This window comes from Lysinibacillus sp. NPDC056232, from assembly GCF_042267565.1.
GTDB lineage: Bacteria > Bacillota > Bacilli > Bacillales_A > Planococcaceae > Lysinibacillus.
On record NZ_JBHJTF010000007.1, the window covers coordinates 72,607 to 87,078 of the forward strand.

Below are 14,472 nucleotides of genomic sequence, written 5' to 3' on the forward strand. Positions count from 1 at the left end.
GCAACTTCTAGAATAAAGTGTAGTAATCCATTATTATTTGATCAAAATACGATAAGTTGGAGGTGAAATTCAATGAATTTAGAAAACCGTTTAAAGGAATTAAGAGAACAACATAATTATACACAGGATGATGTCGCAGGCTTTTTAAATATTTCAAGACAATCAGTTTCAAAATGGGAGTTAGGAAAGGGCTATCCTGATATTGATAATTTAAGAAGGTTAAGTGATTTATATAAAATTTCTTTAGATCAGCTTATTACTGGGGAAGAAAAATATCATACACCAGTTGCCTCTGATTCAAATAAATCGGATCATAAAACTGTTGGTGATTTTTTGTGGAGGTATTGGTGGCTTGTTTTTCCTATATTTGGTATGTTCTCTTCTTGGTTCTATTATCATTATTAATTTATTTCAGCGGGTGTCCAAACACTCGCTGAAATAGAGGAACTCAGTCTAAGAACAAAAGCTACCTCTTTCTGAGGTAGCTTTGCCATTAAATAATAGGTTTACGTTCTTTTATAACGCGAATTGTTTTTAATGTTGTATCTTCAGGTCCTTGTACTGGTAAACCAGCTTCAATATTCATTTGAATATAACGAATATTTTCTTGAGTAATTATTTCCCCGGGAATAAAAATCGGAATACCTGGGGGATATACCATAACGAATTCTGCACAAATACAATTATCCGCTTCTGCAAGAGGGACAACTTCAGTATCTGCATAAAACGCATCACGTGGTGACATAGCAAGTGCAGGGATTTCTGGAACATTGACCATTGTTTCAGTAATAGCAGCTTCTGAATCGAATGCTTTTGACATACGACTAAGGGCATTGATAAGGAGATTAATTTCCTTTTTTGTATCACCTAATGTCACTAAACATAAAATATTGTATAGGTCCGATAATTCTACTTCAATATTTGCATTGTGACGAAGCCATTCTTCAGCTTGATGACCAGAGATGCCTAAATCTTTAATACTTATTAGTAGCTTTAAAGGGTCCATATCATAAGTTGCTGATGAATTTAATTTTTCTTTACCAGCACATTTTATATGTGGAATTTGGTTAATGCGTTTACGTGCATCTTTTGCCAAGCGAAGTGCATCACCAATTAAATCATAACCATGGATTGCTAGCTGACGTCGTGCTGTGTCAAGAGAAGCAAGTAATGGATAAGATGTCGATGTCGTTGTTAGCATCGACAGGATAGCTTGTACACGTTTTGCAGAAACAAGTCCTTCACGAACATTTAAAATAGACGTTTGAGTCATAGAGCCACCAAGCTTATGTACACTTGTTGCAGCCATATCAGCACCAGCTTCCATTGCGGAGTATGGAAGATCATCATGAAATTTAATGTGTACACCATGTGCTTCATCAACAACTACCGGAATATTGCGGCTATGGACGATTTCGACAATACGCTTTAAGTCTGCTGAGAAGCCGAAGTACGTTGGATTAATAACAAGAACTGCCTTTGTATCTGGATAGGCATTTAAAGCTTTTTCAACAGCTTCAGGCGATATTCCATGAGAAATACCGTATTCACTGTCTACTTCGGGATGAATAAAAATCGGGATTGCTCCAGCGAAAACAATCGCCGACATAATGGATTTATGAACATTCCGTGGTACTAGAATCTTATCACCTGGACCGACGACGGTCAGAATCATCGCCATGATGGCGCCACTAGTACCTTGAACGGAAAAGAATGTATGATCAGCACCAAAGGCTTTGGCAGCAAGTGCTTGCGCTTCTTTAATGGCGCCCTTCGGTGAATGTAAATCGTCTAGTGGAGCAATATTAATTAAATCAATTGATAAAACGTTGTCGCCGACGAATTCTCGGAACGCAGGGTCCATACCTTGCCCTTTCTTATGGCCTGGAATATGGAACTGAATTGGATGTCTGTTCCGATGTTTTAGTAATACGTCGAACAATGGAGTCTCTAGTTGTGACAACGCAGGTACCACCTCACTTTTTAATATGTAAGAAAACAAATGAATTATAGCACCTAATTGCAAGAAAAAATAGACTTTACAGAAAAAAATAAAAATAAAAGGATTTTTTGATAATTTCGAGAAATTAGTATTCTAGGAAAGGGGAGGTATTATGAATTGGAATTCACGTGTGACGGAGCTTTTAAATATTAAATACCCAATTATTCAAGGGGGATTGGCCTATTTAGCCTATGCTGATTTAGCAGCAGCGGTGTCGAATGCTGGGGGGCTAGGGCAAATAACAGCAATGAGTTTACGGAATCCTGACTTATTGCGCGCAGAGATTCATAAAGTACGAACATTAACGGATAAACCGTTTGGCGTAAATTTTGCAATTGGTATGTATGGCACTGGTTATGAGGATATGGTGCGCGTTGCGGTGGAAGAAAAGGTACCAGTGGTTACAATGACTGGCGGGAATCCTGCACCTATTTTTGATATTTTGGAAGGAACGGATATTAAAAAATTAGTTCTTGTTGCTGCACGTAGACAAGCTCAAAAGGCGGAAGAACTAGGCGCAGATGCTGTTATGGTTGTTGGGCAAGAGGGCGGAGGTCATCTTGGACGCGATGATATAGGGACGATGGTGCTCGTGCCACAGGTTGTAGATAGTGTGAAAATACCTGTTATTGCTTCTGGTGGTATTGGTAATGGCCGTGGCTGGATGGCAGCTCATGCACTGGGAGCAGAGGGAATTGAAATGGGTACCCGTTTTATAGCGACAAAGGAATGTGTTGATGCCTCTGAGGCTTATAAAGAAGCATTAATCGCAAGCACCGAGGCAGATACGACTGTTATAAAACGCTCAATAGGTGCACCTGCACGAGCGCTGCGCAGTGAATTTACGGAAAAGATTTTAGAAATTGAGCGCACTACACCTACGTATGAAGCATTAAAAGATTATATTAGTGGGAAAGCGAATAAACGTTTTATTTATGATGGCGAGAAAGATGAAGGAATTGGCTGGGCTGGACAAGTTACAGGAATGATTCATGATATTCCAACAGTCGAGGAGCTTATTACTCGAATGGTTGCAGAAGCAGAAAGTATTCGGGTAAAATGGGCTGAGTAATATAAAGAGGTGGTTATGTCCATGGAATACTCTTATCCGTTTTCGACGGATTGGTCAACTGAGGAAATTGTTGATATTGTCCAATTTTTTGAAGGAATTGAACAAGCTTATGAAAAAGGCATTAAGCGTGAAGTGATGATGGCGAAATATCGTCGTTTTAAAGAAATTGTTCCTTCACAGGCCGAGGAAAAAACAATTTTCCGTGAATTTGAAGAAGCAAGTGGCTATGTCAGTTATCCTGTTGTGAAACAAACAAAAGATGCAACTGATGACACAATTATTAAAGTTGCCCCGAAGCAACGTCGATAAAAATTGACTGGGACAAAACTGGTCAAAACCTTAAAAAGCGCGAGAAATCAATTTTAGCAACGTTGATTTCTTGCGCTTTTCTAATGTGGAATTTTTAAAATTTGCTTTTAAAAGAGGGTGATTTCCGTTTCAGGCTACTCATCATAATTTATCGGAACAATTTTAGCTTTTATCGGAACAAAATCCCGTTTTATCGGAACTATTTCAGTTCTTGTTTTTATCTGATAGCTTTACACTATCTCTGTGTTAAAAATAAGCATTTTTCATATACTACATATACCAATATAAAACATTTTGAAAAGCAGAGAAAAAATAATAATTTCCTCAAACTCTCATCCAAAAAAATATTCTTCATACAAATTTTCATTTGCTAGGGATAATAACGTAAATTTTCCACAATATATAAAACCGGGGGTTTGTCGTTGGAAAATTATTATTTTAGTTATTATGCCACAAAGCTTGAAGTACAATCCATCAAACTTTATTTTCCAACAATGATGTTGTAAATAGGGAGTAAACGGCTAAAAGTGTCTTCAGTTAATTGCTGAAGTTGACTAGCTGACAGCTTGACGGCTTGATCTTTTGGAATATGTCGCCCTACTAAAAACTCACCTTTTTTAACATCACGTAAACGAAGAAGTAATTCATCTAGCTTGTCTTCTTTAGCATCTTGCATGGAGATTGCTACTGGAGACATATGATCCCCAGAGATAATGAAATCATCAGGAAGTTGCTGTAGCATTGCTCTGTTGGCAATTAAACGTTCTGCTATTTCACTTTTATGAGGAGCTTCATAAATAATAGCTAAGACGATGAATAAATGTGTGCTCCAAAGACCAATCTGAAAGTGAGGTAATGATTTATAACCTCTTTTGTAGGGAGCGAAGGCAACCCAGCTGTCATTCGGGGGATTTACTGTTCTACGTGCATGCTTTGCAACATGTGGAAAAAATTCTTCTCCAAGATGACTCGAAAAGAAGGAAGAAAAATCCTCCCCTAGAATTTGGAATTTCGGTCGTACACATTCATTTAAGGCATCCATTCTCTGTTCTAATCCGTCTATTTGAAAAACATTGAAGTCTTTATTTGTCCATTTAATTTTCGGCATTTTTTATTAACTCCTTTCGATTTATAAGGTTTATTTTATAACGAAAATGGGAAAAAATCTTATAACAAGAACTTTATCGAAGCTGATAAGTCACTGTGAAAAAATAATAAAAGGAAGTGATTTTTATGAAACCAATCGTAAAAATTATACGTAAAGTCGACATTGAAAAGCAATATGAACACATTTTACAATTAGAATTAGATTATGAATTAGCCTCGCTCTTTTCGGCAATGAATGAAAAAAATGAGTTTGAAATTGAAAAAAGTAAAAAACGTCTGGCTGAAATTCAGCTTGAACTTGATAGCTTGCACGCCTATGCGTAGTCAAAATTTTATACCGATTTGAAAAATCACTTGCTGAATATTCCGACAGCAGGTGATTTTTATTGCTATAAAGGGTAAAATGGATAGTATATCATAATGGGAAGTACTATTTCCAAGGAAGTATTAGATGCTACGAATTAACAAAATGTCATGAGAAATCAAGCCTTAAGTAGTGAGAAAGTTGAAAAGCATTGCTAAATGTATAAGGCCTTTTCTTATAATCGAAGGGTGGGTTTTTATGGATTTACAACAAATTGATCAATTTGCGAAAAGTATTATATTTGAAGCTGGGAGCCGTATTCGGGAGGCCTTTTCGTACAATCTAGTTATCGAGACAAAATCAAGTGCCAATGATCTTGTTACAAATATTGACCGTGAGACAGAATTATTTTTTATCGAAAAAATACGAAGTTTCGATCCAACCCACAAAATTTTAGGGGAAGAGGGAATGGGAGAGAAAGTAGAGTCGTTAGAAGGTGTTGTATGGATAATTGATCCGATCGATGGCACGATGAATTTTGTGAAACAACATCGTCATTTTATGATTTCTATCGGTATTTTTGTTAATGGGGTAGGCAAGCTAGGTTACATATTTGATGTCATGCGTGAAGATTTATTTTATGCTATTGCAGGAGGAGGGGCATGGTACAATGACTCTCCATTACGTAAATTGCAGCCAGTCAAAATGGAGGAAGCGGTCATTGGTATAAACGCTCATTGGGTAGCACCCAATCGACATATTCACCACGAAAAAATCATTGAAATGGTTCGAAAAGTACGTGGTACGCGGTCATATGGTTCAGCCGCAATGGAGATAGCGTTTGTTGTCAGTGGTAAACTAGATGCTTATGTATCGATGCGACTATCGCCATGGGATATTGCTGGAGGTACTATTATCGCTAAGGAAGTGGGTGCCATCACCACTAATTTACATGGAGAGGGCTTTGATTTCTTGCATCAGGATACGTTTATCATTGCCAACCCTTCTATACACAAAGAGTTATTAGAAAATTATATTGTGCCTTATGAATAAAAAAGGAGCTGTCTATTTTTTAGACAGGCTCCTTCTTACATTAGCAATCAACTCTTATTAAAGTAAACCTTGCTCACGTAGTTTACGTTTCATTTTAAAGGCTGTCATGAAAATGACACAAGTAGCAACAATGCCTGCTATTATACCTAATACACTGTCAATTGCCACTGAATATCCGATAGAACACATTGCTAAAACAGCTGCTAATGCGTAAATGGCCATTACGAATTTTGCACGATTCATAGCCGAGCCTCCTATATTAAAAATTTGTAAATCAAATATATTTTTTAGAATGAGGAAAATTCTAATAAGGACATTTCTATCCTTCTTGTGCTATAATATCACAGTTAAACATTCGAAAAAAGAATATGGAGTGGAATAATGACAAACTTACGTCAAGATCTTCGCAATATCGCAATAATCGCCCACGTTGACCATGGTAAAACTACTTTAGTCGACCAATTACTAAAACAATCAGGTACATTCCGTTCAAACGAACGTGTTGAAGAACGTGCAATGGACTCTAACGATATTGAACGCGAACGCGGTATTACGATTTTAGCTAAAAATACAGCAGTAAACTATGAAGGAACTCGTATCAACATCCTTGATACGCCTGGACACGCTGACTTCGGTGGTGAGGTAGAACGTATTTTAAAAATGGTAGATGGTGTTGTACTAGTTGTCGATGCGTATGAGGGTTGTATGCCACAAACACGTTTTGTGTTGAAAAAAGCATTAGAACAACGTTTAACACCAATCGTTGTTGTTAATAAAGTAGACAAAGATTCAGCTCGTCCACTAGAAGTAGTAGATGAAGTACTTGAATTATTCATTGAACTAGGTGCAGATGAAGATCAATTAGACTTCCCTGTTGTCTATGCTTCAGGTGTAAATGGTACAGCTTCTTTAGACGCTGATCCATCTAAGCAAGAAGCGGATATGAAATGTCTATTTAAGAAAATTATCGAAGCTATTCCAGCACCAATTGATAACTCAGAAGAGCCATTACAATTCCAAGTAGCTTTACTTGACTATAATGACTTCGTTGGACGTATCGGTATTGGTCGCGTATTCCGCGGAACAATTTCTGTAGGTCAACAAGTATCTCTTATGAAGTTAGACGGAACAGTGAAAAACTTCCGTGTAACGAAAATCTTTGGTTTCTTCGGCTTAAAACGTGAAGAAATTGAGACAGCAAAAGCTGGTGACTTAATCGCCGTTTCAGGTATGGAAGACATCAACGTTGGTGAAACAGTTTGCCCTGTTGAGCACCCAGAAGCGCTAACGCCATTACGTATTGATGAGCCAACTTTACAAATGACTTTCTTAGTAAACAATTCTCCATTCGCAGGTCGTGAAGGGAAATGGGTTACTTCTCGTAAAGTAGAAGAGCGTTTACGTGCTCAATTACAAACAGACGTATCTTTACGTGTTGAAGATACTGATTCTCCAGATGCTTGGACAGTTTCAGGTCGTGGAGAGCTTCACTTATCTATCCTTATCGAAAACATGCGTCGTGAAGGCTTCGAATTACAAGTGTCAAAACCACAAGTAATCGTGCGTGAAATCGACGGCGTGAAATGTGAACCTTTCGAACGCGTTCAAATCGATGTGCCTGAAGAAAATGTTGGTTCAATTATTGAATCAATTGGTACACGTAAAGGTGAAATGCTTGATATGGTGAACAACGGCAGTGGTCAAGTTCGTTTAACGTTCTTAGTACCAGCTCGTGGATTAATCGGTTATACAACTGAATTCATGTCGATGACAAAAGGTTTCGGTATTATCAACCATACGTTCGATTGCTATCAACCATTATTACCAGGAAGACTTGGTGGCCGTCACCAAGGTGTACTAGTTTCAATGGAAACTGGTAAATCAACAACTTATGGTATGATGCAAATTGAAGACCGTGGTACACTGTTCTTGGAGCCAGGTACAGATATTTACGAAGGTATGATCGTTGGAGAAAATACTCGTGACGCTGATATCACTGTAAACATCACAAAAATGAAACAAAAAACAAACATCCGTTCAGCAAACAAAGACCAAACGAATGTTATTAAAAAGCCACGTATTCTATCACTAGAAGAAGCGCTTGAATACTTAGGTGATGACGAGTACTTAGAAATCACACCAGAATCTATTCGCCTTCGTAAACAAATTCTAGATAAAAACGAACGTGAGAAAGCAGCGAAAAAATTACGTAACGCAGAACAATAATTTTCCGCTGACATGAAAGGAAGAGGAGTCTTGGATATAAAGTCCGCTTTATTGGGTGAACTAAATGTTATTCAAGTTGCTGCATCAACAAATGCAGAGGAAACAACAAAGGTTTATGAGAGAATGGCTGGTATAACAAGATTTTTATATGAAAATTTACCGAGCTATGACATTGCAGGCTTCGTTGTATTTCTTCTTGTATTTGTACTTTCTGCAATTGTCTATAAATTAGGCTTTGCAAAGAAGTTAAAGCTATCTCAAAATATTGCCATTTATGTATTCCTGTTCCTGGGATGTATTATGTTGACATTTTTCGCGTTATTCCTACCTATGATTGAGGGTCTCATCGTAGCGGCGTTAATTTTGATTGTATATAAAACACGTATGTGGCGTGAAAAAAGAGAAGAGCAACAAGCTGCAAATCAATGAGAGTAGCTTGGCTCCTATACCGTGAAACTTGTATTGAGTTTTTAAGTAATAAAACAGCCTTAGCATTAATTTGCTAAGGCTGTTTTATTTGGTATAGTAAAAAATTTTATCGTTTTAAGCCATCTACATATAAACGATTGGCTACGGAACCCATTTTCAATCGATTGTGTCTCTCAAACCTAAATTGATTGGCACCGAAATCTTCTAGTGTGAATAAGTTAATGTCGATAGGCTTATTTCATCAATCAAGGAGGAAATGGAATGCGTTGGCTTAAAAAAAGTTTATTAGTTAGTGTTATTGCTTTATTACTCCTTTCTTTGACAGCGTGTAATAAAACGGAGCTTGAAAAAGTTAAAGTTGGAGAAGTGACGCGCTCAATTTTCTATGCGCCGCAGTATGTAGCACTTGAAAAAGGGTACTTCAAGGATGAAGGGCTTTCCGTTGAGCTACAAACAATTGCGGGTGGCGATAAGACAATGACGGCGTTACTATCTGATGGAATTGATATCGCCTTAGTTGGATCGGAAACTTCTATATATGTAACGCTCCAAGGCGCCAATGACCCGATTCAAAATTTTGCGCAGTTAACACAAACAGATGGCACATTTTTAGTTGCACGCAACAAGATGGATAACTTTTCATGGGATCAATTGAAAGGCTCTACATTTTTGGGGCAACGTAAAGGTGGAATGCCACAAATGGCGGGTGAGTTCGTACTGAAAAAGCATGGCATTAACCCTGCCAATGATTTAAACCTCATTCAAAACATTGATTTTGCCAATGTTGCTACAGCATTCGCTTCTGGAACGGGGGACTATGTACAACTATTTGAACCAACAGCAAGTATGTTTGAGAAAGAAGGTAAGGGCTATATTGTCGCTTCATTTGGTACTGAATCTGGGCAATTACCTTATACATCGTTTATGGCAAAAAGCAGCTATTTAAAGGACAAAGCGAAGGCAGTTCAAGGCTTTACAAATGCATTAAAACGAGCACAGGATTTTGTACAAAAAGCGAGTCCGGCAGAGATTGCGAAAATTATTCAGCCATACTTTGAGAATGTAGATGTTGGATTAATTGAAACAGTGGTAGAGCGTTATAAATCACAGGGTTCCTATGCTACAGATCCTATTTTGGATAAGGGGGAATGGGATAACTTGCAAACGATCATGGGGGAAGCGGGTGAACTTCCTCAACGGGTGGATTATGAAAAGCTTGTAAATACAACCTTTGCTAAAAAGGCAGCTGAGTAATATGGAATTTTTAAAAGTAAAAAATATTCACCATAGCTATTTTTCGAAAACGCAGGCAAAGGAAGTTTTACGTGATATCAATTTAGATATTCGTGAAGGTGAGTTTGTTTCTTTTATAGGACCGAGCGGATGTGGGAAAACAACGTTATTATCAATTATTGCTGGCTTATTTTCGTCTACAGAAGGCAAGGTATACATTGACGGTGAGGAAATTTCAATACACAATCAGTCTCTCATTGGTTACATGCTTCAACAAGATTATTTATTTCCTTGGAAAACCATCGAAGAAAATGTCACTATTGGTTTGAAAATCATGGAACGAAGCAATAAAACTCATAAAGTAACTGCAAATGCACTTTTGCAAGAAATTGGTTTACCGCATGTAGGGAACAATTATCCGAGAGAGTTATCGGGTGGCATGCGTCAACGAGTAGCACTTGCAAGAACTTTAGCGGTGGATCCTAAAATTTTATTGCTAGATGAACCGTTTTCAGCACTTGATTATCAGTCTAAATTAAAACTGGAGGATTTGGTTGTTGAAACGTTAAAGGCCTATCAAAAAACTGCAATTCTTGTGACACATGATATTGGTGAAGCGATTGCGATGAGTGAACGGGTATTTCTATTTTCCGCCAATCCAGGTACATTGCATAAAGTATTTGAAATACCTTCAGAGTTACAAGAGCTTTCACCTTTTGATGTTCGACAGCATCCAGCGTATTCAGACATATTCCAAATTATTTGGAAGGAGCTGGAGAGTCTTGGATAATACAATGTTTAAACAGTATCAGCAAATGCTAAAAAAAGAAAAGCGCTATGTTCGATTATATCAGCTGATCATCTTACTCGTATTTTTCGGTGGGTGGGAGCTTCTATCAAGATTTGGGTGGATTGACCGTTTAATTTTTAGTTCTCCAACGCATGTATGGCACACATTGGTAGAAAAAGTGAGCGATGGTACGTTAACACTTCATGTTGGCGTTACTTTAATGGAAACGATTATTGGCTTTATTGCCGGAACACTACTGGGTACATTAATAGCAATCGTATTGTGGTGGTCATCAATGCTATCAAAGGTACTTGATCCATATTTGGTTATTTTAAATGCTATGCCGAAAGTTGCTTTAGGCCCCATTTTAATAGTCGCCCTTGGTCCTGGTTATTTTTCTATTATAGCGATGGGTGCGTTGATTTCGATCATTATTACAACCATAGTGGTTTATACGGCTTTTAAAGGGGTTGATCCAAACTATAGCAAAGTATTACAAACTTTTGGGGCAACCAGATGGCAAATATTTAAAGAAGTTATTTTACCTGCTTCCTTCCCAACGATTATTTCTACTTTGAAAGTAAATGTAGGACTATCTTGGGTAGGTGTCATAGTTGGTGAATTTTTAGTTGCCTCAAAAGGGCTTGGTTATTTAATTATTTATGGCTTCCAGGTGTTTAATTTTAATCTTGTGCTTATGTCACTTCTCATCATCGCCTTTTTTGCAACGATTATGTATCAGGTTGTCGAGTTGATTGAGAAGGTGATTATAAAAAATAATGGTTAGACGGTTAAAGGAGGTTACTCAAATAATGAGTCACCTCCTTCATGTTGTAGAAAAACTATTATGTCAATGAAATTATAGTGTCTCATTAAATAAATGGGCTCTTCGGCAAAACGAGTGATTGATTTCCGTTCCGGCTGGGCGCTTTCCTAGGGGCGCCCAATGAGCCGCTTCGCTTCGCTGCAGGGTCTCGGGCCAACAGATGTTTTTTGCGCGAAAGCGTAGTGCAACGAAGCGACAGCAACAGCACGATGTTGGTCACGAAGGCGTTATCACAGGACGTGATGGTTTTAGCCTTCGTTCTCCTATCGCTAATCCCCAAGGAGTCACCCAGCCTACACTCCAATCAACCACTTCACATAGCGCGTATCTTCTGGGATGGTACTCTAATTTATAGTGATAAAACAAAACTTCAGCAACAAATGATTTCTGTGCGAAAGCGAAGTGTTAACGTAGCGGTAGCAACAACAGATTTACAATCGTCTCACTGTAATAAGTCTTTTCATTCGATTTATCTAAAGTACCACAACATTCACGGAAATTTCTTTGAACATTTTTGTTTTTAAACACTATAAAGGAGGTGTCTCAAATAATGAGTCGTCTCCTTCATGTTGATATTATTCCGATAAAAGCTAAAATTGTTCCGATAAAATGAGATTTTGTTCCGATAAATCTTGGTGAGTAGTCTGAGCGATAAAAGAGGTGACTCAAATAATGAGTCACCTCTTTTAGTTGCTGTTAAAATTCTTTATCCATCTGTGGTGATGTACGATAAAAACGGAAATTTCCTGTTTCAATGCGTGCAACGGTATTTTCTTCAATACGATCATGGCATGTACCACACATATACGTATTAATTGGTCGATTGCGTAATTTTTTTGCTAACGGTAAATTATCATCTAAATTGTTAATTGTATCGCAAATAACGCATTTTACGCGCATTGCAATCCCTCCTACTCAGCACGAATAGCAAATACATTTTTGATCGGGTTGTCTACATTTGAACCGTCTCTAAATAGCACATGAATAGGACCATCTTCAAGTAATGGCTTGCCATCTTGGCTATATTTTAAAATGAATGTATGAGCTTCTTCGATTGTAAATGGATATTCTTTGCCATCTTCACATTCAATGACGATTGTTGTTGCTTCAGGTTTAATTTCAGCATTTTTCAAGAAGGGACTTAATTCGATCCCGAAAGTACCTGTTTCCATCCCTTTGCGGTCAAATTTTCGTTCTGATTTCAATGTTGGTGGGAAAGTAGCCCCTTCCATAATCTCACGTGACCAGTGAGCACCTACCTCACGCATATATTTAATATCCGAATCTTCCTCGACTTCTTTTGCATCGAAGTACGTTTTTAAATCTAATTTACGATCATCGAAAATCCAAACAGTGGGATCTAATGTTAGTTGGAATGTAACTGCGCCCTTGATAGGAATTATTGTTTCCATAATAGAAATCCTCCTCAAATCTTGTATATCCATGAAATAGTATAACGCTAATGACTAGAGATAATAAAGAAATATAATTCGATTTCTCTATTTTCCAATGTAGACACTTGCATTTTTAACGACTAAAAGATAAACTTTATTAAGATAGAATCGAAGAAATATCAGATAATGGGGGCGTCCTCATGGATACTAAATCACAAACTTCTTTTCAAGAGAAGGCTTTGGAGCTTTTAGTTGCTGATGCAGATAAAATTGCTCGCCTCATTCGAGTACAAATGGATCATTTAACAATGCCACAATGCCCTCTATATGAAGAAGTATTAGATACACAAATGTTCGGCCTTTCACGTGAAATTGACTTTGCTGTGAAGCTTGGGCTCATTGATCGCGAAAAAGGCAAAGAAATTCTCGATTCACTCGAGAAAGAACTTTCTGTACTACATGACGCGTATACAGACAAATAAAAAGAAAAAACTCAAACGCAATTTGCGATTTGAGTTTTTTTTCTAGAATGAGGTTTTCCGATGAAACAATACTTAAAACGTTATGCCAAAAATTTTGATTACCCATTATTTTTTACGGTCCTTTTATTAAGCTTATTTGGATTAGTAATGATTTATAGCTCAAGTATGATGGTGGCTATTGCACAACAAGGGAGGGCGCCAGATTATTATTACCACAAGCAAGTAATTAATTTAATTGTAGCTTTTCTTGGATTTTTAGTAGCGGCATTTTTCCCGTACAAGCATTATGCGAATAAAAAAGTTATGTTGTTACTTACGGCTGTGCTAGTTGTACTATTTACTTGGGTAAAAGTTGCAGGTAATGGTGATGAAGCAGGAATAGGGTCTAAAAGTTGGATTTCCGTCCCTGGTTTTGGGAACTTTCAGCCTTCTGAATATGCGAAGCTATTTATAATTTTATATTTTGCTGCAGCTTTTTATCGGAAAGGACAAAAATATACGCTTGAAAAGCTACAACCAACAGAAATATTTTATCCTATATTCCTCTGGATTCTAGTTGTTGCTGGTGTAGCATTTGAAACCGATTTGGGAGCAAGTATTATTTTATGTGGAATTGCTGTTTGTGTTGTAGCAGCGAGTGGCATTCCATTTAAAACATTTTGGAAGTTTTTTGGGGTATTGGGTGCGTTTGGAGGAGCCATCTTTGGTATACTAATGCTGTTTAAAGGAAATATGTTAACGCCAAACCGTATGGGACGTCTTCAATCATTCATAAACCCGTTTGAGTATGAGAATGGTAGTGGCCACCAAGTTGTTAATAGTTATTATGCTATTGGCGGAGGCGGTTTAGAAGGAAGAGGTCTCGGTCAGTCGATTCAAAAATTGGGGTATTTGCCTGAACCACAAACCGATTTTATTATGGCGATTATTATGGAGGAACTAGGAGTTTGGGGAGTTCTTATCGTTTTAGGTGGTTTAGGATTTATTGTATATAAAGGATTTTCGATTGCGTTGCGCACGAAAGATCCACTAGCACGTATGATTGCGGCTGGTATTGCGAGCTGGATTGGCTGGCAAACGTTCATCAATCTTGGGGGTCTAACTGGGTTAATCCCGTTAACCGGTGTAACGCTACCTTTTATTAGCTATGGCGGTACATCTATAATTATTCTATCTTTAGCGATGGGAATATTGATCAATGTTTCTATGTTTGAAAAGATAGAAAGGAGAAAGACACAATCATAA

Annotated in this window: 18 protein-coding genes; 13 read left to right on the forward strand and 5 right to left on the reverse strand. The window is 37.6% G+C overall.

The features are described from left to right. Positions 1–72 precede the first annotated feature (72 nt). On the forward strand, positions 73–405 hold the full coding sequence (locus ACFCYJ_RS07685) for a helix-turn-helix transcriptional regulator (protein WP_376072890.1): 333 nt from the start codon (positions 73–75) through the stop codon (positions 403–405). 88 nt (positions 406–493) lie between these two features. Here the strand turns inward: ACFCYJ_RS07685 and ACFCYJ_RS07690 are convergent, their stop codons facing one another. Next, positions 494–1,963, reverse strand: coding sequence for an aminotransferase class I/II-fold pyridoxal phosphate-dependent enzyme (locus tag ACFCYJ_RS07690; protein ID WP_376072893.1), 1,470 nt, complete (start codon positions 1,961–1,963; stop codon positions 494–496). A 151-nt stretch (positions 1,964–2,114) separates the two neighbouring features. Here ACFCYJ_RS07690 and ACFCYJ_RS07695 point away from each other — a divergent pair, with 151 nt between their 5' ends. Together ACFCYJ_RS07695 and ACFCYJ_RS07700 are read left to right on the forward strand one after the other, a co-directional pair. Beyond that, positions 2,115–3,074: an NAD(P)H-dependent flavin oxidoreductase gene (locus ACFCYJ_RS07695; protein ID WP_376072896.1), complete on the forward strand. Its 960-nt coding sequence runs from the start codon at positions 2,115–2,117 to the stop codon at positions 3,072–3,074. A gap of 21 nt (positions 3,075–3,095) precedes the next feature. Continuing rightward, positions 3,096–3,383 (forward strand): UPF0223 family protein, encoded by a 288-nt coding sequence (locus ACFCYJ_RS07700; RefSeq protein ID WP_376072899.1) that lies wholly within the window; start codon positions 3,096–3,098, stop codon positions 3,381–3,383. Between the two features lie 481 nt (positions 3,384–3,864). Here ACFCYJ_RS07700 and ACFCYJ_RS07705 read toward each other — a convergent pair whose 3' ends face one another. Beyond that, the gene (locus ACFCYJ_RS07705) at positions 3,865–4,491 is read right to left on the reverse strand and encodes a YktB family protein (RefSeq protein WP_376072902.1); all 627 of its coding nucleotides are present in this window, start codon (positions 4,489–4,491) and stop codon (positions 3,865–3,867) included. Between the two features lie 125 nt (positions 4,492–4,616). On the opposite strand from ACFCYJ_RS07705, the gene ACFCYJ_RS07710 reads away from it, so the two are divergent. Next, positions 4,617–4,814, forward strand: coding sequence for a hypothetical protein (locus ACFCYJ_RS07710; protein ID WP_370045985.1), 198 nt, complete (start codon positions 4,617–4,619; stop codon positions 4,812–4,814). A 238-nt stretch (positions 4,815–5,052) separates the two neighbouring features. Further along, complete coding sequence (locus ACFCYJ_RS07715) at positions 5,053–5,847, forward strand: inositol monophosphatase family protein (protein WP_376072905.1); 795 nt, start codon at positions 5,053–5,055, stop codon at positions 5,845–5,847. Positions 5,848–5,904: 57 nt separating this feature from the next. Here ACFCYJ_RS07715 and ACFCYJ_RS07720 read toward each other — a convergent pair whose 3' ends face one another. Further along, positions 5,905–6,090: a DUF5325 family protein gene (locus ACFCYJ_RS07720; RefSeq protein WP_370083130.1), complete on the reverse strand. Its 186-nt coding sequence runs from the start codon at positions 6,088–6,090 to the stop codon at positions 5,905–5,907. A 138-nt stretch (positions 6,091–6,228) separates the two neighbouring features. Between ACFCYJ_RS07720 and typA the strand changes: the two genes are divergently transcribed. The 6 genes from typA (at position 6,229) to ACFCYJ_RS07750 (ending at position 11,875) form a co-directional block, all read left to right on the forward strand. Next, entirely contained in the window at positions 6,229–8,073 is a 1,845-nt protein-coding gene (gene typA / locus ACFCYJ_RS07725; RefSeq protein ID WP_376072910.1) for a translational GTPase TypA, read from the forward strand. Positions 8,074–8,103: 30 nt separating this feature from the next. Further along, complete coding sequence (locus ACFCYJ_RS07730; protein ID WP_268638022.1) at positions 8,104–8,502, forward strand: YlaH-like family protein; 399 nt, start codon at positions 8,104–8,106, stop codon at positions 8,500–8,502. 261 nt (positions 8,503–8,763) lie between these two features. Beyond that, the gene (locus ACFCYJ_RS07735) at positions 8,764–9,756 is read left to right on the forward strand and encodes an ABC transporter substrate-binding protein (protein WP_376072913.1); all 993 of its coding nucleotides are present in this window, start codon (positions 8,764–8,766) and stop codon (positions 9,754–9,756) included. A 1-nt stretch (position 9,757) separates the two neighbouring features. Beyond that, positions 9,758–10,525: an ABC transporter ATP-binding protein gene (locus tag ACFCYJ_RS07740; RefSeq protein ID WP_376072916.1), complete on the forward strand. Its 768-nt coding sequence runs from the start codon at positions 9,758–9,760 to the stop codon at positions 10,523–10,525. Continuing rightward, positions 10,518–11,312: an ABC transporter permease gene (locus ACFCYJ_RS07745; protein WP_376072920.1), complete on the forward strand. Its 795-nt coding sequence runs from the start codon at positions 10,518–10,520 to the stop codon at positions 11,310–11,312. Before ACFCYJ_RS07740 ends, ACFCYJ_RS07745 begins: the two co-directional genes overlap by 8 nt. A 206-nt stretch (positions 11,313–11,518) precedes the next feature. Next, positions 11,519–11,875 (forward strand): hypothetical protein, encoded by a 357-nt coding sequence (locus ACFCYJ_RS07750; RefSeq protein ID WP_376072923.1) that lies wholly within the window; start codon positions 11,519–11,521, stop codon positions 11,873–11,875. 172 nt (positions 11,876–12,047) lie between these two features. On the opposite strand, the gene ACFCYJ_RS07755 is transcribed toward ACFCYJ_RS07750, so the two are convergent. Both ACFCYJ_RS07755 and ACFCYJ_RS07760 read right to left on the reverse strand, forming a co-directional pair. Beyond that, a complete protein-coding gene (locus ACFCYJ_RS07755; RefSeq protein ID WP_376072926.1) occupies positions 12,048–12,251 on the reverse strand; it encodes a YlaI family protein in 204 nt (67 codons plus the stop codon). 11 nt (positions 12,252–12,262) lie between these two features. Then, on the reverse strand, positions 12,263–12,763 hold the full coding sequence (locus ACFCYJ_RS07760; protein WP_376072929.1) for a peptidyl-prolyl cis-trans isomerase: 501 nt from the start codon (positions 12,761–12,763) through the stop codon (positions 12,263–12,265). Between the two features lie 182 nt (positions 12,764–12,945). Between ACFCYJ_RS07760 and ACFCYJ_RS07765 the strand changes: the two genes are divergently transcribed. Further along, the gene (locus ACFCYJ_RS07765) at positions 12,946–13,227 is read left to right on the forward strand and encodes an Fpa/YlaN family protein (RefSeq protein ID WP_053483432.1); all 282 of its coding nucleotides are present in this window, start codon (positions 12,946–12,948) and stop codon (positions 13,225–13,227) included. Between the two features lie 60 nt (positions 13,228–13,287). Further along, the gene (locus ACFCYJ_RS07770; protein ID WP_376072932.1) at positions 13,288–14,472 is read left to right on the forward strand and encodes an FtsW/RodA/SpoVE family cell cycle protein; all 1,185 of its coding nucleotides are present in this window, start codon (positions 13,288–13,290) and stop codon (positions 14,470–14,472) included.